The organism is Tautonia sociabilis (assembly GCF_003977685.1).
In the GTDB taxonomy this organism is placed as follows: Bacteria; Planctomycetota; Planctomycetia; order Isosphaerales; family Isosphaeraceae; genus Tautonia; species Tautonia sociabilis.
Genome location: NZ_RYZH01000007.1, coordinates 42,841 through 64,637, shown reverse-complemented (window position 1 = coordinate 64,637; position 21,797 = coordinate 42,841). Strand labels below are relative to the sequence as shown.

Annotated in this window: 14 protein-coding genes and 1 pseudogene; 9 read left to right on the top strand and 6 right to left on the bottom strand. The window is 70.6% G+C overall.

The genetic code is table 11. The annotated features are described in order from the left end of the window. Positions 1–125 precede the first annotated feature (125 nt). The 3 genes from cls to TsocGM_RS05305 all read left to right on the top strand — a co-directional run bounded on the left by cls (position 126) and on the right by TsocGM_RS05305 (position 3,083). The gene (cls, locus tag TsocGM_RS05315) at positions 126–1,595 is read left to right on the top strand and encodes a cardiolipin synthase (protein ID WP_126724264.1); all 1,470 of its coding nucleotides are present in this window, start codon (positions 126–128) and stop codon (positions 1,593–1,595) included. Positions 1,596–1,764: 169 nt separating this feature from the next. Continuing rightward, on the top strand, positions 1,765–2,766 hold the full coding sequence (locus tag TsocGM_RS05310) for a pyridoxal-phosphate dependent enzyme (protein WP_199756703.1): 1,002 nt from the start codon (positions 1,765–1,767) through the stop codon (positions 2,764–2,766). A 125-nt stretch (positions 2,767–2,891) separates the two neighbouring features. Next, positions 2,892–3,083: a Flp family type IVb pilin gene (locus tag TsocGM_RS05305; RefSeq protein ID WP_126724263.1), complete on the top strand. Its 192-nt coding sequence runs from the start codon at positions 2,892–2,894 to the stop codon at positions 3,081–3,083. Between the two features lie 49 nt (positions 3,084–3,132). On the opposite strand, the gene TsocGM_RS05300 is transcribed toward TsocGM_RS05305, so the two are convergent. Continuing rightward, complete coding sequence (locus TsocGM_RS05300; RefSeq protein WP_126724262.1) at positions 3,133–4,908, bottom strand: alpha/beta hydrolase family protein; 1,776 nt, start codon at positions 4,906–4,908, stop codon at positions 3,133–3,135. A gap of 213 nt (positions 4,909–5,121) precedes the next feature. Here TsocGM_RS05300 and TsocGM_RS05295 point away from each other — a divergent pair, with 213 nt between their 5' ends. Then, positions 5,122–5,829, top strand: a complete 708-nt coding sequence (locus tag TsocGM_RS05295) for a metallophosphoesterase (protein WP_126724261.1) — start codon at positions 5,122–5,124, stop codon at positions 5,827–5,829. Between the two features lie 122 nt (positions 5,830–5,951). Here TsocGM_RS05295 and hypF read toward each other — a convergent pair whose 3' ends face one another. Then, positions 5,952–8,207: a carbamoyltransferase HypF gene (gene hypF / locus TsocGM_RS05290; RefSeq protein WP_126724260.1), complete on the bottom strand. Its 2,256-nt coding sequence runs from the start codon at positions 8,205–8,207 to the stop codon at positions 5,952–5,954. A 256-nt stretch (positions 8,208–8,463) separates the two neighbouring features. Here hypF and hypA point away from each other — a divergent pair. After that, a pseudogene (gene hypA / locus TsocGM_RS05285) lies at positions 8,464–8,805 on the top strand (hydrogenase maturation nickel metallochaperone HypA); the annotation flags it as partial. A 47-nt stretch (positions 8,806–8,852) separates the two neighbouring features. After that, positions 8,853–9,542, top strand: coding sequence for a hydrogenase nickel incorporation protein HypB (gene hypB / locus TsocGM_RS05280; RefSeq protein WP_126724258.1), 690 nt, complete (start codon positions 8,853–8,855; stop codon positions 9,540–9,542). A gap of 15 nt (positions 9,543–9,557) precedes the next feature. On the opposite strand, the gene mobA is transcribed toward hypB, so the two are convergent. After that, entirely contained in the window at positions 9,558–10,178 is a 621-nt protein-coding gene (gene mobA / locus TsocGM_RS05275) for a molybdenum cofactor guanylyltransferase (protein WP_126724257.1), read from the bottom strand. 476 nt (positions 10,179–10,654) lie between these two features. Here mobA and TsocGM_RS05270 point away from each other — a divergent pair, with 476 nt between their 5' ends. After that, positions 10,655–13,231 carry a CAP domain-containing protein gene (locus tag TsocGM_RS05270; RefSeq protein WP_126724256.1) on the top strand — a complete coding sequence of 859 codons (2,577 nt, stop codon included), beginning with the start codon at positions 10,655–10,657 and terminating at the stop codon, positions 13,229–13,231. A gap of 141 nt (positions 13,232–13,372) precedes the next feature. On the opposite strand, the gene TsocGM_RS05265 is transcribed toward TsocGM_RS05270, so the two are convergent. Then, a complete protein-coding gene (locus TsocGM_RS05265) occupies positions 13,373–14,752 on the bottom strand; it encodes an FHA domain-containing serine/threonine-protein kinase (protein ID WP_233578373.1) in 1,380 nt (459 codons plus the stop codon). 211 nt (positions 14,753–14,963) lie between these two features. Here TsocGM_RS05265 and TsocGM_RS05260 point away from each other — a divergent pair, with 211 nt between their 5' ends. Further along, a complete protein-coding gene (locus TsocGM_RS05260; protein WP_126724254.1) occupies positions 14,964–15,896 on the top strand; it encodes a pseudouridine-5'-phosphate glycosidase in 933 nt (310 codons plus the stop codon). Between the two features lie 36 nt (positions 15,897–15,932). Here the strand turns inward: TsocGM_RS05260 and TsocGM_RS05255 are convergent, their stop codons facing one another. Both TsocGM_RS05255 and TsocGM_RS05250 read right to left on the bottom strand, forming a co-directional pair. Continuing rightward, complete coding sequence (locus tag TsocGM_RS05255) at positions 15,933–17,843, bottom strand: hypothetical protein (protein WP_126724253.1); 1,911 nt, start codon at positions 17,841–17,843, stop codon at positions 15,933–15,935. A 178-nt stretch (positions 17,844–18,021) separates the two neighbouring features. Continuing rightward, the gene (locus TsocGM_RS05250) at positions 18,022–19,416 is read right to left on the bottom strand and encodes a hypothetical protein (RefSeq protein ID WP_126724252.1); all 1,395 of its coding nucleotides are present in this window, start codon (positions 19,414–19,416) and stop codon (positions 18,022–18,024) included. A 680-nt stretch (positions 19,417–20,096) separates the two neighbouring features. On the opposite strand from TsocGM_RS05250, the gene TsocGM_RS05245 reads away from it, so the two are divergent. After that, positions 20,097–21,770: a sigma-70 family RNA polymerase sigma factor gene (locus TsocGM_RS05245; protein WP_126724251.1), complete on the top strand. Its 1,674-nt coding sequence runs from the start codon at positions 20,097–20,099 to the stop codon at positions 21,768–21,770. Positions 21,771–21,797: the final 27 nt, after the last annotated feature.

The window sequence follows — 21,797 nt, the reverse complement described above, 5'->3', positions numbered from 1 at the left end:
TTCCTGCCCAGCGGTCGACGCGGGCAGCGCATTGGCGGTTCAGGCCTTGGACAGCGGTTCCTCCCCCCTCCGACGTCGGCTAGCCTAGGTTCCCAGACGATTCGCGGGTCCCGTCGAGCCTCTCCATGAACCTCGTTCCGATCTTCTTCTCGGCCGAACACCTGCTGATCACGGCGACGAGCCTGGCGGTCAGCCTGCTCGCCTCGCTGCACGTCCTGCTGCACAAGCGGGACACGAGGGCGGCGATCGGCTGGATCGGCCTGATCTGGCTGTCCCCGTTCGTCGGGACGCTCGTCTACGTCCTGCTCGGCATCAACCGCATCGAGCGCAAGGCCCGGGCGCTGAGGCGAGACCGGCCCGCGGTGAACCGGATGGACGCCGGCGAGGAGGATCTCTCCCTGCTGCTCGAGACGCTCGGCCCGGAGCGCCACCACCTGTCCACGCTCGCCCGGCTCGGCGAGCGGGCCACCGGGCGTCGACTGATGGGGGGCAACCGGGTCGAGCCGCTCGACGGCGGTGACGCCGCCTACCGAGCCATGGCGCAGGCCATCGACGAGGCGAAGCATTCGGTGACCCTGCTCACCTACATCTTCCGTTTCGACGCCGCGGGCTCACCCCTGGCCGACGCCCTGGCCCGGGCCCGCCACCGCGGCGTTTCCATCCGCATCCTCATTGACTCGGTCGGCTCGGTCCACGAGGGCAAGCCGATCGTCGAGCACCTGCGCGGGCTTGGCCTGCCGGTGGCGTTGTTCATCCCCACACTTCGGCCCGACTGGATCCGCTACGCCAACCTCCGGAACCACCGCAAGGTGCTGGTCGTCGACGGCCGGCTCGGGTTCACCGGGGGGATGAACATCCTCGACGACTTCCTCGACCCCGGCCGCGACGCCCGGGGCTGTGGCAAGAACTGCCGAGACCTCCACTTCCGGATCCGGGGGCCGATCGTCAAGGCCCTCCAGCAGGCCTTCGCCGACGACTGGGCCTTCACGACCGGCGAGCTCCTCGACGGCCCCCCCTGGTACGCCGACGACCTGCCGATCGAGGGAAAGACCATCGCCCGGATCGTGGTCGACGGCCCCGACCTCGAGGCCGACCCCCTGGCCGCCGTCCTCTTCGGCGCGCTGGTCGTCGCCAGGCAACGGGTCACGATCCTCACCCCGTACTTCATCCCCGATCCGCCGCTCTCCGCTGCCCTTGTCTCGGCCGCGCTCCGGGGGGTCGAGGTTGACATCCTCCTCCCTCGGAAGAACAACCACCGGCTTGTCCAGTGGGCGGGCTTCCCGCTGCTCGAGCCGCTCCTGGAGGCCGGCTGTCGCGTCTGGCTGACCCCTCCCCCCTTCGATCACTCCAAGCTGATGCTGGTCGACGATGCCTTCTCCTTCATCGGCTCGGCCAACTGGGACCCCCGCAGCCTCGTTCTGAACTTCGAGCTGAACGTCGAGTGTTACGATCCCACCCTCGCCTGCTCCCTCTCCCGGATCGCCGGGGCCCGCAAGGCGATGGCCGAACCGCTCACCCTGGACGAGGTTCGGGGCCGATCGATCGTTCTGAAGATCCGGGACAACCTCGCCCGGCTCTTCTCTCCGTATCTGTGACCGACGCGATTCGGGCCCGGCCGGGTCGGGCGGAGGCTCGCCGAGGAAGGGATCAACGACGCCCCGATTGTGCCCGGTTCGTCGAGGAGATAGAACCGAACGTCCTGGGAGGCCCCAGCCGGATCGCTCGTGATTGCCGGACGGCCCCCGGCGGCGAGGAGGGGAGACGGTGAGCGATCCCGCGATCGAGATCCCGATCACGATCGAGCACGTTCGAGCGGCGGCCGATCGCCTCCGCTCCCTGGCGCAGCGGACCCCGGTGCTGACGAGCCGGGCGATCGACGACCGGGCCGGCGCGTCGGTCTTCCTCAAGTGCGAGAACCTCCAGCGCGTCGGCGCCTTCAAGTTCCGGGGGGCGATGAACGCCGTCCTCCTGCTCTCCGACGACGAGCGGGCCCGGGGCGTCGTCACCCACTCCTCCGGCAACCATGCCCAGGCGATCGCCCTGGCGGGCCGGCTTGCCGGCGTCCCGGCCTGCGTCGTCATGCCGCGCACCGCCCCCGAGGTGAAGCGCCGGGCCACCGAGGGCTACGGCGCCTCCGTCGTCTCCTGCGAGCCGACCCTCGCCGACCGAGAGGCCACCGTCTCCCGGCTGATCGAACAGCACGGGTATACCCTGATCCACCCCTTCGACGATTGGCGAGTGATCGCCGGCGCCGGCACCGCGGCGCTGGAGCTGATCGAGCAGGCCGGGCCGCTCGATGTCCTGCTGGCCCCCGTCGGCGGCGGCGGGCTGATGGCCGGCACCTGCCTGGCCGCCTCGGGGGAGAGCCCCGGCACCCGTCTTGTCGGCGTCGAGCCCAGCCGGGCCGACGACGCCCGCCGGTCCCTCGAATCGGGCACGATCCTCCCCTCGGACGACCCGAAGACCGTGGCCGACGGCCTTCGCACCTGCCTCGGCGCCCGCCCGTTCGCGGTCCTCCGGCGCCACCTGGAGCGGATCGTCACCGCCGACGAGGCCGAGATCCTGGAGGCGATGCGGTTCGTCTGGGAACGGGTGAACCTGATCGTCGAGCCCTCCAGCGCCGTCCCGGTCGCCGCCCTGCTCAACGGAACGGTTCCCGAGGTCGCCGGCAAGCGGGTCGGCGTGATCCTGACGGGGGGAAATGTCGACCTCGACCCGATGTTCCAGGCCCTGGCCGAACGCTGGCTCGTCCCCGGTGCGAGATGAGGCACCCACGCCTCATTCCTTTTGGCGCGGTGGGGATCCCGTCCTAGGATTGGTTCGAGGGCCCCTCGGATCGGCCGAGAGGGGACCACGTTGCCCTGTTGTTGTGTTACGGAAGGCTGAAGCCGATGATCCCCCCACGGTTGCGCCGGATCGCGGCGGATGAAACCGGGGCGACGGCCGTCGAATATGCGATGCTGCTCGCCATGCTCATCCTCGTGGCCATCGCGGGGATCAACGCCCTGGGAGGGGCGAACAACGCGTTCTGGCAAGGCAACATCGACGCCTTGGCCGCGGCGATCTTCAACGCGAATTCCTGAGCGGCGACTGGCCCCGGCCCGATCGGACGGACTGCGCTCGGGGCCTGGCTCAATCGCGGCCGGTGGCCTCGCGGATCCAGGAGGAGATGCGTCCCAGCGCCTCGGGGGCGAATGTTTCCTCGATCGCCCCGTACTCCAGCGGTGACCCCGTCTCCGCATGCTGGAACAGGTGGTTGAGTCCGGGAAGGACCTCGACCACCACGCGATCGTTCCCGCCCGAGGCCAGGGCGTCCTCGATCTGCTTGGCGTTCTGAGCCGGGTCGACCTGCACGTCCTTCTCGCCGAAGAGGGCGAGCACCGGGCATCGCACCCGCTTCAGCGCCGACTTCGGGTCGTATTCCAGGAAGAACTGGAACCAGGGCGCCTGCAACCGCTCGACCGCCAGGTTCGTGGCCTCGGCCAGGGGCGGATTCGAGTTCTCCAGCGCCTCGCGATCCTCCGGTTCGAGCCCGGCCGTCAGGTCGCGCATCAAGGCGTGCAGCTCGTCCTCGGAGAGCTCGTCGACCCGGCCCTCCTCGATCAGGGAGAGCAAAGTTCTCAGAGAGTCCACCTGCACCCGGATCAACGACTCGGAGAGCCCCGAGGCCCGGACGATCAGCTCGGTCTGATGCAACAGGATTTCCTTGCCTGTCACCCCCGTGCCGGCCAGCAGGACGAGGAAGCCCACCTCCTCCGGCGCCCTGGCCGCGACCATCGGGCCGACCAGCCCTCCCTCGCTGTGCCCGATGATGCCGACCGCCTCCCGGTCGATCTCCGGGCGGTTCCGGAGGGTCCGCACCGCGGCCAGGGCGTCGGAGGCGAAGTCCTCCGAGGTGGCGGTGGCGAACTCCCCGGTCGACTCGCCGACGCCCCGGTCGTCGAAGCGGAGCACGGCGATGCCTGCCCGGGTCAGGTGGTCGGCGATCACCAGGAACGGCTTGTGCCCCAGCAGCGTCTCGTCCCGGTCCTGGGGGCCCGAGCCGCTGACCATCACCGCCGCCGGGAACGGCCCGTCTCCCTCGGGGAGCGTCAGGGTGCCGGCCAGCGTGATCCCCGCCTCCGGGTTCTCGAACGTCAGCTCCTCCACCCGGTACGGGAACGGCGGCTTCGGCTCCTGAGGCCGGGCACGCTCGGTGAGTTTCTCGACCTTCTCCAGCGTGAGCGGCAACTTCAGGATCGACTGCGACCAGGTTCCCTCGATCGTCGTTCCGGCCTCGTTGAGCGTCCCCTCGAACGTCCCGGCGATCGCCTTGATCTCGAAGCGGACCCGCTCCCCCTCCAGGGAGATCGCCGAGACGGGGATTCCCAGCGCCCCCTGGTCCAGGCTGTCGAAGAACGCCGAGCGCTGGCCCGGCCAGCCGGCGATCGGCTCGACCCGCAGCGCGACCCGGAGCGTCTGGCCCATCGGCAGTTCGATCGGCCCCTCCCAGATCCCCTGGAGCCTCCCGGGGATCTCCATCGGGCGGGGCAGGTCCGCCGCTTCGGCGCGGGAGAGGGTCAGGGGGATCACTATCCCTCGCTGGGTGAAGGTGCCCGAGATCGTCTCGCCATCCCCGGCGAGCTCGCCCTCGAACCTCGCGTTGTTGGCCGGGTCCTCGAACCGGACGGAACGGCCCTCCAGGGCGATCGTCTCCAGAGGGACGCCGAAGGCCCGCTGCTCGGGGGTGTCGAGCGATCCTTCGAGGCTCCCCCCCTCGCCCGGACCGACATGCATCACGAGGGTCAGCTTGGTCGGGCCGACTTCCAGGACGCCGAGCCAGTGGCCGACGATCGTCGGCTTATCCTCGGCCGATTCGATCGGGAGAACGGGGCCGAGCAGGGAGACGGCGAGCAGCAGCGGGGTCATGATTCCTCCTCATCGGGTCCGCGTCGTGCCCGGGGCGTCGGATCATGAAGGGTGGTCGTCCCGGACGGGGAGCGAGGTCCGGGGGATCTTCGTCGCGCCCCGGTGATTCTTGCGAGGAGCATCCTCGCTTCCCGAGGGCCCGGGAGGCGGGATAGGCTGGAGGAGGCCATCGGCCCGAGTCCGGGTCGAGGATCGGAGGGCCGGGAGGGGGGGATGCCGGGATCGTCGGGATCGGGTCGGGAGGGGGGGCTGCTGGCCGGCCCCCCCGGCTGGAGGCTGGCCCCCGAGGGGGCCGCCGTCTTCGAGTCGGAGCGGGTCGCCGTGGTGGCCGACGTCCACCTCGGCTACGAATGGGCCCGAGGCTCGGGAGGGGACATGGTGCCCGAGCACTCCCTGCGCGAGACGCTCGCCAGGCTCGACCGTTTGCTCTCCCGCGTCTCGGTCGATCGCCTCGTCGTTGCCGGCGACCTGGTCGAGTCTCCCTCGCCTTGCCCGAGGACCTTCCGGGATGTGGCCCTCCTGGCCTCCTGGCTGGCCGGGCGAGGCGTCTCGCTCGTTCGCCTGGCCGGCAACCACGACGGCCGCCGCCAGCCTCCGCTGGCCGAGTCGCTCGAGGTCGGCGGCTGGACGGTCGCCCACGGCCACCGTCCGATCCCCGGCCCTCGGGTCGTCTTCGGCCACCACCACCCGAGCCTGCGGGCGGGGGGCATCTCGGCCCCCTGCTTCCTGTTCGATGACCGCACCCTCGCCTTGCCCGCCTTCTCCCCCAACGCCGCGGGCCTCGACGTCGGCACCGCTCCGTTGCCTCCCGCCTTCCTGGGAAAGCCCCTCCGCTGCGTCGCCGGCGCCGGCGGGGAGGAACTCCTCGACTTCGGCCCGCTCGATCTCCTCCGAGGAGCGATCGCCGCCCGCCTCCGCTGATCGGCTGCCTCGTTTTCTCCTCTGCTCTCTTCTTTTCTCTTCTCTTTTCCTCTCTTTTCTACTCCTCTCCTCTCCTCTCCTCTCCTCACGCTCGATCCGAGCCCTCGCGAGTCCGGACCCGGTCAGCCGACGGCCAGGCCGCTGGCGATCGCGGCCTGGCCCAGCGAGATGCCGCCGTCGTTTGTCGGCACCGCGTGGTTGAATCGGAGGATCAAGCCGCGTTCCTGGACCGCATACGAGTCGAGCAGGAGGCGCAGGAGCCGGTTCTGGAACACACCGCCGGAGATCGCGACCAGGGGAGTCCCCAGGCGCTGGGCCAGCTCGGCGGCGGTGTCGGCCACGGCTCGGGCGATCGCGGCGTGGAAGGCCAGGGCGATCTCGCCGACGTCCCGGCCCGAGCGGCGGTCCCGGATCACGGACTCGAGCAGCGGGCGGTAATCGAGCCCGGGGAAGGGATAGGGGGCACACGATCGGGCGCCGAGGGCCTGCTGCTCCAGCCAGATCGCGGCCTGGCCCTCATACGAAATGGGGCGGGTGAACCCGCAGAGCGCGGCGACGGTGTCGAAGAGCCTCCCGGCCGAGGTCGTGGGGAAGCAGCGGACCTGACGGGCCACGAGGAGCTGGGCCTGGGTGTATCGCTCAGGGAACGAGAAGGGCGGTTCGTGGAGGTCGGGCACCGAGAGCCCCGCCAGGAATCCCGCGGCGGCCTGTACGGGGAACCGGGCCGCGGCGTCGCCGCCGGGCAGCGAGGCGGCGCGGAGGTGGGCCGCCCGCCGCAAGCCCCCGGCCACGCTCCCCTCGAAGAACTCGAATCCCCAGATCGCGCCATCGTCGCCGAAGCCGGTCCCGTCGAGAGCGACCCCCACGACCGGGCGGTCCAGTTCTCCCGTCTCCGCCAGAACGCTGGCGACATGAGCCCGGTGGTGCTGGACCGCCAGGCGGCGGTGACAGGGGATCTCGGTCGCGAACCGGGTTGAGGAGTAGCCCGGGTGGGCGTCGTGCGCGACGACCAGCGCTGCCGGGTCGATCTCGTACATCGCCAGCCAATCTCGAATCGACTGCTCGAAGGCGAGATCCGCCTCCCGGTCACCGAGGTCGCCGAGGTGGGGGCCGACGATCGCCTGGCCCGAGACGACCAGTGTGATGCAGTTCTTCAGATCCGCCCCCAGGGCGAGGATCGGACGAGGGGCCCGCAACCGGCAGACGACGCCGGGGGCGAACCCTCGGGAGCGCCGGATCATCGTCCCCCGGCCGCCGAGGACCTCGACCACCGAATCCTCCACCCTCCGAGCGATGGGGCGATCGCCGACGAGGAAGGCATCGGCGATCCCGTCGAGCCGCCTCAGGGCGTCGTCGTCTCGGTAGGAGATCGGCTCGCTGGAGCGGTTGGCGCTGGTCATCACCAGAGGATCGGGAGCCCCGGCCCGGAACAGGAGCGTGTGCAGTGGAGCGTACGGCAACATCACGCCAATCCGATCGGTGCCCTCCGCAACCCCCGGCAGCGAGGCCCGGGCCGGGGCCAGGACGATCGGGCGGGCCGGGTCGAGGAGCAAGGAGCGGTGCGGATCGTCCAGCAGAGCGAGGCGCTCGGCCGATGCTAGGTCTCGGGCCATGAGGGCGAACGGCTTCTCCTTGCGGTACTTGCGCTCTCGGAGCCGGCGAACGGCCGCCTCGTCCCTCGCCGAGCAGGCCAGGTGATACCCGCCGACCCCCTTGATGGCGACGACCTCCCCCTCCTGCAACAAGGCCGCCGCTCGGGCGACCGCCTCCGGACCGCTTGCCCGATCGACTCCGTCTCGGATCAGCCGATATCCCGGGCCGCACCTTGGGCAGGCCGTCGGCTGGGCGTGATAGCGGCGATCCGACGGGTCCTCGTACTCGGCCCGGCAGTGCTCGCACATCGGCCAGTCGGCCATCGTGGTGTTCGGTCGATCGTAAGGCAGCGCCGTGATGATGGAGTAGCGCGGTCCGCACGCCGAGCAGTTGAGGTAGGGATAGCGGTGGCGGCGGTCCCGGGGATCCTCCAGTTCCTCCAGGCAATCGGGGCAGGGGGGAAGGTCGGGGGAGATGAGCACCACCGGAGGGTGGTCGTGCGTGCTGGCCCGGATCTCGAACGTCTCGAACCCCTCGGCCGGAACGGGACGCCGCTCGATCTCGACGATCCTCGCCGAGGGCGGGGGATGATCTCGCAGCGCCGAGGCGAACGCCTCCAGCCGCCCCGCGTCCCCCTCGACGTGGATGGAGACGCCCCGGCTGTCATTGGAAACCCAGCCGGCCAGGCCGAAGCTCCGGGCGAGGCGGTCAACCGCCGGCCGGAACCCGACCCCCTGGACCACCCCCCTCACCTCGATGCGCAATGCCTCGCGACGATCCGGCATGGCCTTCCGATCCTCGGCGATCGCCCCCCGCCCCCGCTCGCCGAGCCCTCGGCCGAGAGTCGGGCCCGTCCCCATCGGATGCCGTCCTCACCCGACCAACCTACGCGAAGGAGATCGCTCCGAGCCATCCCGGATCGAGGCCGATCGGGCCGATCCGGGCCGCCGACCTCCCTGCCGCTTGATCCGGTCGGGACGATAGAATGGGAGGGGGCGACGGTCGGGACCGCGAACCCCCTCGGACTCGGAGAGACGCCTCGTGCATGAGCTGTCGATCGCCGAGAGCCTGATCTCCGCCGCGGTCGAGGCGATCGAGGGGGGCGAGACCGGCACGGCCCCGGTCGTCGAGGAGGTGCACCTGCGCCTCGGGGTGCTCGCCGGGGTCGAGGCGGAGGCCCTGCGCTTCTGCTTCGAGGTCGCCGCCGAGGGGACGCCGCTGGCCGGATCTCGGCTGGTGATCGAGGAGGTGCCGGTCCTCATCTATTGCTCCTCGTGCCGACGAGAGGAGCAGTTGCCCGGCGTTCAGGGCTTCTCCTGCCCTCGATGCGGCGAGCCGAGCCGGGAGATCCGCCGGGGGAGGGAACTCGAGCTGGCGTCGCTGCACATCATCGACCGGCCGGCCGGCGAGCCGGACGAGGGGAGGCCCCGATGGAACCTCGGATCGTCGAAGTCCGGAAGAACCTCCTGAAGAAGAACGACGAACTCGCTCGGCAGTTGCGGGCCCGGTTCCTGGCCGAGGGGGTGCTGACGGTCAACCTCGTCTCCAGCCCCGGGACGGGCAAGACCGCCCTCCTGCGCCGGACGCTCGGCGACCTGAGGAGGCTCGGGGCCTCCGTGGCGGCCCTGGTGGGGGATCTGGCCACCGACAACGACGCCCGCCGACTGGCCGAGAGCGGCGCGCCGGTCCGGCAGATCACCACCGGCGGGTGCTGCCATCTCGACGCGGAGATGGTGGCCGGCCACCTCCGGAACTGGGACCCCGGCCCCCTCGATCTGCTCTTCATCGAGAACGTCGGCAACCTCGTTTGCACCGCCAGCTACGACCTGGGGGAGTCGATCCGAGCCGTCCTGCTCTCGACGACGGAGGGCGAGGACAAGCCGCTGAAGTACCCCTCCCTGTTCAACTCGGCCGACGTGGCGGTGATCACGAAGATGGACCTAGCCGTCGCCTGCGAGTTCGACCGCCAGGCCGCCCGGGAGGCGATCCTGACCGTCCGGCCCGGGATGCGGATCTTCGAGACCTCGGCCAAGACCGGCCAGGGGATGGAGGACTGGCTCCGGTTCCTGGCGACGAGCCGGGAATTGCTCTCCTCGAGGCGGGAGCCCCGGCCGTGTTGAGAGGACCCCGGCCGCTCAGCCCTCATCGCTCCGCTCCTGGGCCAGCGCCCGCTCGTAATCCTCGGGGGTGTTGAGGTTCAGGAGCGTGGCCAGGGTGGGATCGACCGGACGGAGCTCGTCGGCGGTCACGACCCTCGTCCGGAGCCGCTCCATCAGGAAGACCGGTCGCAGCCGACCGGCGGCGAGCAAGGCGTCGGCCGCCGGCAGGACCGTCGACCGACGGTAAAGCGCGGCCAGGGGATGGTACTGGCCGGCGACGAAGGGGATCGCCAGGTCGTCGTCGCCGATCAACTCGGCGAGCCGGGTCACCCATCCCGGCTGAAGGAACGGCGCGTCGGTCCCGGTCGCGTAGACCAGGGTTCCCGACTCGGCAAGGGCGGCCAGTCCCGAGGAGAGCCCCTGGAGCGGCCCCCGGAAGGGGACCGGGTCCCGCCTCTCGAGGACGTTGACGTTCCCGGGGAGCGGAGGGAGGTCCTGGTCCGGGGAGGCGACCACCACCACCGGATCGGCGACCCGGCCGACCAGACGGACGACCCTCGGGAGCAACAGCTCGGAGCCAAAGGGCAGCCACGCCTTGGGCCTCCCCATCCGACGACTCTCCCCGCCGCAGAGGACCACCGCCGAGAGGCCCGTCATGACTCCTCCCGATCCACCCGCACTCCGCTCCGGGGCCGTCGGGCCCCGAAGGCTGAGCATCGTGCCCAACGCCGGGAGCGACGGTGATTCCCTCCCCCGTCGTCTCGCGACAGCATACCATTCCGTCCCCCGCTCCGGTCGATGGACCGCATGCCCGGCCTTCCGGCCGGATTGAGCACCGCGTAGGGGCCGGGTAACGCAACGGCTCCAGCGCTCGGCGATCGGCTGAGGGGAGGAGTCGTCCGCGAGGTCGGGATTTTGCCGATTTCAGCGGTTGTTCCTTCGCGGGGAGCCGATTTCGAGTTAAGAGAAGAGTGGTGACCGTCGCGACGGTCACGATCCGGCGGCCCTCCGCCTCGAAGCCGAGGTGTTCCCCATCGATCGCCAGCCCGGGGGGATCGGGGAGCCGAGCACCAACCGAACCGGCCGGATCGTCCGCATCTTGACTCGCATCCGTGATCGCGGTGGAGCATCCGATGGGCCTGCCGAGGGCGTTCGACATTGGTTCGCGGCGAACCGCCGCGCCGTCCCGGCACCGGCGCTCGCTCGGGAGGCGTCGGCGACGACCCGCCCGGATCGCCAGACCGGCCGTCCGAGGGCTGGAGCGCCGGGCGCTGCTGACCGACCTCGGGATCCTCCCCCATCCGTATGAGGGGATGGGCCGGGAGCAGGCCGAGCGGTTCTTCGACGAGCGATTCCTCCCTCCCGCCCGGGTCGTCGCCTCGTGGGACGGCGACGTGGCCGCAGGGGTCGCCGGGACGCTCGGCGAGGACTATCGCCGGGCGATCCTCGACCGGGTCAACGCCTACCGGGTCCTGGCGGGGCTGCCGGGCGTGGCGCTCGATGAGTCGCTGAGCGGGCCGGCCCAGCAAGCCGCGCTGATGATGAGCGCCAACCGAACCTTGAGCCACTCGCCCGACCCAGGCTGGATTCACTACACGGCCGAGGGGGCGGCCTCGGCTGGCCGATCGAACCTGCACCTGGGGCGCTCGGGGACGGCCGCCATCGACTCGTTCATCGACGAGGGGCCGCCCAGCAACGCCGCGCTGGGCCATCGGCGCTGGATTCTCTACCCGCCCCGGGCGGCGATGGGGGTCGGCGACATCCCGACGAGCTGGCAGGTCGACGCGTACCCCGGCTCGACCGTGCTGGACGTGCTCGGGGGGGGCGAGGTGCCTCGTCCCGCCGACGTGGTCTCCTGGCCTCCCCCGGGGTTCCTGCCCGGGGAGCTGGTGCCGGACGTCTGGTCGTTCTCGATGGCCGGGGCGGACTTCTCCTCGGCCGAGGTGACGGTGAGTCGGGACGGGGTCCCGCTCTCCGTGGAGGTCGTGACCCGGGATTCCCTCGGCTACGGCGACCCGACGATCGGCTGGTCGCTGCCCGACGGGGGGGACCCCGGGACGGAGACCACCAGCTTCGACGTGACCATCTCCGGGATCCGGGTGACGAAGGCGTCGGTGACGGGGACGGCGAAGCCGGGGGACGTGGTCGGCTACTCGTACCGCACCCAGACGTTCCAGCCGGGGACGTCCCCAGCGCTGGATCCGCCGGCGATCGCCTTCGGGGCCGACTCCGTCGTGGTCCTCGGCGCCGACGGGGCGCTGGAGTTCGATCTGGTGCGGCTCGGCGCTCTCGGTGCCCGGTCGCAGACCTTCGGCCTCGACATCCGGGGGACGGGCCCGGACCCGTTCGGGATCGGGTCTCCCGGCCAGCCGAGGCCCGGAGTCAACATCGTGACCATCGCTTGGGCCGAGGGGCAACGGACGGCGCACCTGCGCTTCCCGGTCGTCGACACCTCGGCGATCGGGGAATCGCTGACGCTCGACCTGTTCTCCCTCTCTGACTTCCAGGCGATCGGCAGGGGAGACTCGCCGGCCCCGGCTCCGGCCGACTCGCTCCGGATCACGTTCGTCGAGCCGCCGTCGCACCTCGGCCAGAATCCGGGGGGATCCGGCCGGAAGATCGCCCGGGCCGACGTCGACGGCGACGGCAGGACGGACTTCGTCACCTTTCGGATCGCCGGGGGCTCGGGGATGTTCGAGCTCGAACGGTCGTCGGACGGCGCCCGGGAGCGCCTCTGGCTGGGGTTCGAGGGAGACTCGCCGTTCGTCGGCGACTTCGACGGCGATGGCCTGGCGGATCTCGGCGTCTTCGGCGTCGATCCGGCGGATGGCCGGGCCGGGGCCCGGATCCGGAGATCCTCGGACGGGACGGTCGTCCGGACCGTCTTCGGAGGGCCATCGGACCTGCCCGTGGTGGGAGACTTCGACGGCGACGGGGTCGATGACCTGGGGGTTTACGGCTTCAACCCGAACGTCGGGTTCAGCCGATTCCTCATCCTCCCCTCCGGCGGGGGGCCGGCGATCGACCGCCCGTTCGGGGGAGCCCAGGATCTGCCGATGGCCGGCGACTTCGACGGCGACGGCCGGGACGACCTGGCCGTCTACGGCTTCAGCCCCGTCGAGGGATTTAGCCGGTTCGGCATCCTGCCCAGTTCCGGACCGTCGGCCCGGTCGATCCCCTTCGGGGGGAAGGACGACCGGCCCATTCCGGGAGACTTTGACGGCGACGGGACGACCGACCTGGCCGTCTACGGCTTCAGCCCGCTCAACGGTTTCTCCCGCTTCGGTGTCGTCTACTCCTCGGGCCGACCGACCCTGACCCGGCCCTTCGGGGGGGAGGACGACCGGCCGATCCCGGGAGACTTCGACGGCGACGGGACGACCGACCTGGCCGTCTACGGCTTCAGCCCGCTCAACGGTTTCTCCCGCTTCGGTGTGCTCCCCTCGGGGGGATCACCGGCCCGGGTCGCGTCGATTGGAGAGCCCGGTGCGGTCGGCCTGCCTCTCTTCGCCGACACCCTGCCCGATCGGTCCTCCCGGGTGTCCAGCGCCGAGGCGATCGGGACCAGGACGGCGGTCGCCTCCCAGATCGCGTCCTTCCCCATCGCGCTGGCGGCCCTGCCGGATTCGTCCGGGACGACCAACCCGCCCGGTCGGACGAGGGATCGGTGGCCCGAGCTCCCGGAGGTCGACTCCTCCCAGGGAGTCTGATGGCCGAGGTCGCCGATCGGGCCCTTTCCCGGCCGACTCGAAGCGGCTGGTTGGGGCTCGTCGCCAACGCCGACCGGCCCATCCTCCGAGCGCAGGGGAGGACGGGAAGAGGCGGCCCCCCGGGGGCAGGGGAGACGACCGTCAGCAGAAGGGGCGGAGGGCCTTCCGGAGGACGGAGGCGTCTGAGTAGCGGTCGGACGGGTCTCGAGCGAGGCCGCGGTCGATGACCTGAGCGAGGGCGGGGGGGATCTCCGGCCGGCGCCGCCGGATCGGGATGGGGGGGGTATCGAGGACGAGCTTGACCACATCCACCCCCTCTCCCAGATCGTCGTAGATGAACTGGCCGGTGAGGAGGAAATAGAGGGTGGCGGTGCTGGCGTAGAGGTCGCCCGAGGGCTTGACGGTCTTGAAGTCGAGCATCTGCTCGGGGGGCATGAAGGGGATCGTGCCGCGCATTTCCCCGGAGAAGGTCAGGCCGGAGAGGCCGATGCTGCGGTAGCTCTTGGCCAGGCCGAAGTCGGAGATCTTCACGACCAATTGCTGCTCGGAATTCCGGCCGATGAGGATGTTCTCGGGCTTGATGTCGCGGTGAACGAACCCCTGGCGGTGGGCGTGGTCCAGCCCCTTGAGGATCTGACAGGCCATGCGGCAGGCCTGGTCGATGGGGTACTTGCCCTTGGCCGATCGAGCGATGGTTTCGAGGTTCGTGCCGTCGACGTACTCCATGGCGAACCAGAACCGGCCGGCGGTGGTCCCCTGCTCGAGCCACTCGACGATGTTCGGGTGCTTCAATCGGCTGACGACCGTCATCTCTCGGAGGAAGCGGTCGATGGCCGACCGGGCGGCGGCCGACTCGGGGACGATCAGCTTCAGGGCGACCTTCCGGCCAGTGCGGTTGTGCTGGGCGAGGTAGACGACCCCCATGGCGCCCCTCCCCAGCTCTCGCATGGTGGTGTAATGGGGCACCGGCTGGGGAGTCATGGCCATCTCGACTCGGCAACTATCGCAGAGCCAATAGATCGACTCCGGCTTGCCGTCGGCCCCGTCCTGCGCGACCTGGGTGCCCCGAGGGGCGGCGACGCCGCAGCCGCCGCAGACGATCGACGCCGGGCCTCCTCGGATCTGCTCGTGTTCGACGGTGCCGATGTCGTCCGGAGTGAGCCCCCGGGGCCGGTCGGACGACTCGACCCGGACGCGGAAGGCCGTTTGGCCGGCGTCGATCCGGTCGCCGTCGACGATCCGGGCGCACTCGACCCGGCGATCGTTGACATAGGTTCCGTTGGTGCTGTGCAGATCGCGCAGGTGGAGTTCGCCCGACTCGGTGATCCGGATCTCGAAGTGGTCCCGGGACAGGGAGGAGTCCTCGGGAACCGGGCCGTCGGCCAGCTGGGAACGGCCGATGATGAACGGCTCGGTGCGATCGACCACGAACGCCCCGCCCTTGCGAGGCCCCTCGATCACCTCGAGCACCACTCTCAGGGCGCCGCCGATCCCCGGCGCGGTCCGCAGAACTGCGCTCACGAGTCCGATCCGTTGGGGTCCGTCGTGAAGGAGTCCTTGGTGCGAGCCGGAGGCCACACCGCCGGAGGGGGGACGCCCGAGACGAAGTGCGGGTAACGATCGGGGCGTCGCTATTGATAGAGTGTACGAACTCCGTCCAGCGCTCGCGTCGTCGATTTCGGAGAATCGCCCGGATTTCCAATGACTGCATGGACTTAGGGAGGGGCCTGCGATGCCTGCACGCGACGACGCGTTGCATCCGGAGGTTGCCGAAGCGTTGGAGCGGGGGGGCCCGGTGGTGGCGTTGGAATCGACGCTCATCGCGCACGGCCTTCCCCGGCCGACGAACCTGGAGGTCGCCCGGCGGGCCGAGCAGGAGGTTCGGGCCGCCGGGGCCGTGCCGGCGACGATCGCCGTGATCGGGGGCCGGCTCCGGATCGGCCTCTCCGACGCGGAGCTGGACCGGCTGGCCGGCCGAGACGGCGTGCTCAAGGCCGGCCGACGGGACCTGGCCCCGGCGATCTCGGCGGGCCGGGACGCCGCCACCACCGTCTCGGCGACGCTCTGGATCGCCCGACGGGCCGGCATCCCGGTCTTCGCCACCGGAGGGCTGGGCGGGGTCCACCGGGGAGCCGCCGAGAGCTTCGACATCTCCACCGACCTGGATGAACTGGCCCGGGCCGACGGTTGCCTGGTGGTCTGCTCGGGCGCCAAGACCATCCTCGACCTGCCGGCAACCCTCGAGGCGCTGGAAACCCGCGGCGTCCTGGTCGTCGGCTACCGGACGGGAGAGTGGCCCGCCTTCACCGAGCGGGGAAGCGGCCTGCCGCTGGAGCACCGGGTCGAGTCCGCGGAGCAGGCCGCCGCCCTGGTGGCCGCGCACCGATCGCTGGGCGTGCCCGGTGCGGTGGTGCTCGCCCAGCCGGTGCCCGAAGCCGAGGCGGTGGCGGCCGGACGGATGGAGTCGGGGCTCTCCTCGGCGCTGGCCGAAGCCCGGAGGAGGAAGATCGTCGGCAAGGCGCTCACCCCCTTCCTGCTCGGCCGCATCCACGAGGGATCGGGAGGGGAGAGCCTCACGGCCAACGCCGCGTTGATCGTGGAGAACGCGGCGCTGGCGGCCCGGGTCGCCGTGAGGCTCTCGGAACGGGAGGAGTCGGGCCGGTGACTCGGAAGCGGAGGAACCGGCCCTGGAGGTCCGGGGTCACTCCGCCGGGGGAGGAATGGGAATGGGGATCGGCTCGGCGGCCGGGGGGACGCCCGCCTCGGGATCGACCCCGGGAGCCGATGGGGAGGACCCCGGAGCGGTCGGGGAGGGGGGAGGGGAGGCCCCGTCCCCCGAGGGTGAGGCCTCCTCTCCTCCAGGCTCGGGGGCGGTTGGGGAGGATGGCGAAGGGGAGGAAGGTGGAGCGACGGCCGGCTGCCCCTGCGCTCGGAGCGGAGGGGGATCGACGATGAAGGTCTTGAGGATGGCCTCGGTTTCCTGCCGGAAGGCTTCGGGGGGTCGCTCGGACAGGCCCTCGACCTCGAGCACGGCGCCGTTGGCGAGCTGGATCAGGTAGGCGGAGAAGTAGGCCGTACCCGAGTCGGCCAGTGCATAGAGGGCCGGCTCGTAGGAGAGGGGCAGCTCGACGCGGTAGACCCGCATGCCGGGCCATTGGGCCTCGGGCAAGAAGCCCTCGGCCCCCCGGCCGATCGTCACCCCTCGGCCGGGGACCGATCGCCAGACCTCGACGATCTTCTGAGAGAAGTCCTCCGGCCGGACCTCGGGAGGCACGTCTCCCCGGGGGAAGAAGACGAAGGTCAGGTAGTCGGGGACGCCGCCGACTTGCCGGCGTTCGAGGTTGATCGTGTCGCCATCGCCGGGGTCGGCCGACGCGGGGCGGTAGTCTTGCGGGTGGCGAAAGAGGAACCGGTCGTCAGGATCCCGGTAGATGACCCAGGAGTTCTCCGGGGTCGGGGTGGGAGGGGAGGGAGGCAGGGAGGGGACGGCGCCGGCCTCGACCTGGAGTCGACGCTCCAGGTTCAGCGATCGGACCTGGGTGGCCCGAGCGGCGATCCTTCCGTCGGGCCCGGGGATTTCCAGGATCTCCCGCTGCGCCATCAGCAGGCGGACGACGGCGCCTTGGACGTCCACCATCCGGGGAGAGACGTCGGAAAGCTCTCGAGGGGCGGCCCCCTCGGCGTCCTGGGGGCTGGGGTCCTCGAAGGCGAACTCAAGCCGGGCGTTGATGGTCGCGGAGGAGTTGACCAGTTGCAGGCGCCCGGTCAGCCGGATGATCGCCCGGGAGGTTGTCTCCCCCGCGGCCGGAGGGAGGACGTCCTCGAGCGTCGCCTCCAGGGAGCTCTCGGTGATCAGATCGTCGACCAGCACCTGGGCCGCCGAATTGGGCACTCCCCAGCTCGAGCCGACGGCGACGTGGACTGGCGACAGGAGGCCGGAGAGCTTCGGGACGACCAACTGCCGGTAGGCGACGAACCCGAGCTGCTCCTCGGTCAGTGGCGGCGAGCCGGGCAGGGTGAGGACCGAGGGGGCCAGGCGCCCGTCATCCTGGAACCAGAGGGTCTGCCCGACCAGGCCGGCGGGGCCCGCGAGCCGATCGTCGGGCTGGCCGTCGCGAGCCGGCTGGACGACCTCGTAGTGGCGGACCAGGGCGGAAACCTGGCGGTTGTCGAGTCCGCCGACGATCGCCGGGCGGGCGACGTAGACCACCCGGTAGCCGAGCTGAGTTCTCCTCGGGGCCGAGCCGGGGACCTCGATCGACTGGTCGAGCGTCTCCACGAAGGCCACCCGGAAGGGGCCGATCTCAGCCCCCGGCTGGTCGGGGGGGGCATACGCCTCGATGAATCGATAGCGGATCGAGGGATCGATGCTCGGGTCGGTCGCCGCGGGGGCGGGCCGAGGGGCGAGGCCCGGGGGGGAGCCGGCTCTGCCGGTGTCGAGCCCCGGCGCCGGGCGAGAGGGGTTCAGTGAGGGGGCCGGCCGGCGCCCCTCCTGCCGCGCCCCGGCCCCCGAGGGGGTCATGACCGACCCGATGGCCAGGCCCGCCGCCGTTAGGATCGCCCACCGGCCGACCCGTCGGAGTCGCTCCCGTCTGCTCGTCCCGCGTTCCATCTCCGCCCTCCCCCCGGTCCGAATCCCCGGTCGGCCCCGACGTCGAGGCCCGGCAACGTTTCCGGTCTGCGTGTGGTTGGACAGTTCGCGATCGACGGGCTGGCGATCCCCTGCCAGGGGCCCCCTCCCCGTCGGATCGGCCCGGCGACGGCCGGCGATCGACCGGGCCGTCCCCTGGTCATCGGCGGGGAGTCGCCTCCGGCTCCTCCGGCCCGGGGCCGTCGCCGTCCGGGTCGGCCCACCGGAGCGAGCCGATCATCCGCTGGTCCCTCCTCCCGAAGCGTTCGACCTCCGAGGCCCTCAGCGTGAAGATGGCCACGAGCTGCCGGCCCGAGGCGTCGGCGACCTGATAATAGTACCAGGTGATCGGCTCGTCTCCCTGGGAGCCGGCGATCGCGAGCCGGTAGCGGGACTCTCCAGGGGGGGCGGCCACCTGGCCGGCGTCGATGAACCGCTCGAAGCGGTCGCCGAGCGCCTTGCGGACGTCGTCCCGGAAGCGATCGGCCTTGGGCCGGGCCCCCGGCTCGATCGTCGGGCCGACCACGAGGTTCGCCTGGCAGAGCACCGAGCCCCCCTCAACGCAGCGGAGGACCGACTGGCGGTCGTCCTCGGAGAACACATACCAGGAGCGGTCGTGCTCCAAATGATAGCGGCCGTCCGGCGCCTCGTACCGCAGCAGGAGCCATCGGCTCGGCAGCTCCTCGACAACCCGCTGGACCAACCCGTGACCGTCGTCCTCCTCGGCGTCGGAACGCTGGAGGGTCAGCTCGCTTTGGAATTCCAGCCCAGCCTCGACCTGGCCGGGCTCCCGGCGCTCGGAACGCCGGAGGAAAAGCGTCGCGATCCGGCCGGTTTCCCGGTCAAACTGATACGACCCTTCGATGTCCATTTGCCCGAGGGCTCCGAGCACGGCCCCCTCGATGCGACCGGAGAATTCGACCTGGGCCCGGGCGTCTTCGAGCGATCGGAGCGTTGCCTCGATCGTCCGCGAGGAGAGGGTGTCGTAGCCGCTGATCGAGCGGGCCACGGAATCGGGGAGGGGCCAGCGGTCCCCCTCGGCCACGGGGCCGGGGGGCAGGAAGGCGGGCAGCACCAGCGGATCGGCGGGGAGCTGGACCAGTTCCAGTTCGGGGCGAGTCAGCGGCCCCGACGGGCTGGCCACGACCACCTCGCCCTCGGCCCCCCGGTCGGCCACCAGCGACACCACCTCCGGGCGCAAGGCGATGGAAGAGGGGAGGATCGCCCCACCGTCCCCCTCGATCGTGACCGAGGCCGAGTCCACGCGTCGGGAAGACCGACGGGCCGCACCCGACGGGTCGACGGCGAGCACCTGCTCGACGTACTCCAGCGATGATCGGACGGACAGCTCGATCGGCCGATCCTCGTCCCCGGGGCCGGGGCGGTATCGGCCGTCGGCCTCCAGAGTCACGACCACGAGCGACCGACTCCCCGGCTCCGCCCGCTCGGCCAGCGTCTCCGGGCCGGCCGCCCCCCCGGACGCGGCCTGCCTCGGCCCGAAGGCCAGCAGGAACAGGCCGGGGACGAGCACCCTGAGCCCTCGTCGGATCGCCATCAGTGCAGTCCTCCTCAGATATCCACGCTGCGCGCGATCACCCGACAATCCAGGCGCCTTCCGGGCCACTCGGGTCGGATCGGGGCCGGATCGGCTGTCCTCGTGAGAGAGGATCGGCATCCCGCCCCGCGCGTCGACAGGCCGGAGGGGCGAACTCGAAAAAAATCGGGGATTCTGGTCACGTCCGGGATCGACCTTCCGAATAAACGGTGGGATTGCGCCGTCCTTCCCTGCCATGCAACCCCGCGGGGCCGTGTCGATGGCTGACTTCAACGGGAAAAATCCGGGAGGGCCGGGATGAGAGTCCTGGTCGCTGGCCGCGACGGGGCGAGCAGGCCCGATTGGCGCTGAACTGGGTTCCGAAACCAGTTGCGACGACGACCTGGGATCGCGCCGCCGCGAGCTCGGGGGCGAGGTATCGCGTTTGCGGGCCTCAGGCGATTCGAGGGCCGGTCGGCCCCACGAGTGAACTTCTCGCGGTTCGATGTCCTCTTACTTACCGTGGCAGGTGTCCAAGTCCGACGAAATTCGTCCACATGCCGACGAACCCCGAGGCCAGCCGCGTCGAACTTATAGAACGCGGAACTTTTGAAGCGGCCCAGGGCGTCTGAACGGACGCGATCGAGCTCGGAGGTCGAGCCACCAGCCGGGTCGAGCCAGGCCCGGGGAGCGAACCAGGGATGAGCCAGTCGTACCGACTTCCCGCGCTTCGGCAGTTGATGGACCAGCAGACGCGTACCTCCACCCGAGAGCGTCGGCTGGAGCAACTGGACCGCGCCGAGCGGCTGCTGGCCGAACTCGACCCCGAGAAGGAGTATCCGTTCGAGTACCTCTGCTACCGGATTACCGGATATCGGGCCGATTCGACCTCGCTGCTGGTCCTGCCCGGCCGCGACGCGAGGCATGACCTGCGGTTGTACGTGGAGGATCTGTCGCGGACCGTCGCCCTGCCGATCGAGGAGGCTCCGGAGCCGGTGCTGACGGTCGAGGAGGTCAGTCGCCGATATCAGGTTTCGACCCGCACCGTCAACCGCTGGCGCCGGCAGGGGCTGGTGGGTCGGCACTTCCGGGTCGACGGTCGGCTGAAGGTCGGGTTCCTGGAATCGAGCCTGGCCCGGTTCGTGTCGGAGCACCGCGAACAGGTCGATCGCGGGACTCGGTTCAGCCAGTTGTCGGAGGCGGAGCGCGAGGGGATCATCCGCCGCGCCCGCCGCATGGCCGCGGTCCGGCAGGCCTCTGCCGCCGAGATCGCCCGGAGGATCGCCAGAAAGATGTCCCGCTCACCTGAGACCATCCGCATGACGCTCAAGACCTACGACCGGGACCACCCCGATCGGGCGATCTTCCCCCCCTCGACCGGGCCGCTGGACGAGGAGGCCAAGGCCCAGATCTACCGGAAGTACCGCACCGGCACCTCGGCCGAGGTGCTGGCCAAGCAGTACGGACGGACCCGGTCGAGCATCTACCGCATCCTCAACGAACTCCGCGCCACCCGGTTGCTGGAGACGAAGCTGGAGTACATGTACCACCCCAGCTTCGACGACCCCGCCTCCTCGGCCGAGATCCTCGCCGAGACGCCCCTTCCGCCCGACGGCCGAGCCCCGCGCAAGGTGAAGGCCCCGAAGGGTTTACCTCCTTACCTGGCGAGCCTCTACGAGGTCCCGCTGCTCACCCGGGAGCAGGAGGCCCACCTCTTCCGGAAGATGAACTTCCTGAAGTACAAGGCCCACCTGCTCCGCGATCGCCTCGACCCGACCAAGGCCAAGACCTCGGAACTGGACGAGATCGAGCGCCTGCAGGAAGAGGCCCTCGCCGTCAAGAACCAGATCATCCGGGCCAACCTCCGGCTGGTCGTCTCGATCGCCAAGCGGCACGTCGGACCGTCGAACAACTTCTTCGAGCTGGTCAGCGACGGCAACATGTCGCTCATCCGAGCCGTCGAGAAGTTCGACTATGCCCGGGGCAACAAGTTCTCCACCTACGCCAGCTGGGCGATCATGAAGAACTTCGCCCGCACGATCCCCGAGGAGAACTATCGCCGAGATCGGTTCGTCACCGGCCACGAGGAGATGTTCGAGTCGGCCGCCGACAGCCGGATCGACGAGCACGAGTACGAAACCGCCCACCGCCGCAACGTCGAGGCGGTGCAGGGGATGCTCGGCCGGCTGGACGACCGCGAGCGGCGGATCATGATCAGCCGGTACGGCCTCGACGGCAGCCGAGAGATGACCCTGGAGCAACTGGGCAAGGAGCTGGGGATCACCAAGGAACGGGTCCGTCAGATCGAGTCCCGAGCCCAGGAAAAGCTGCGTCGGATCGCCGTCGAGGAGCGGATGGACCTGCCGATGTTCTAAGCTCGATCGCCGTGCTCCCCGAATCCT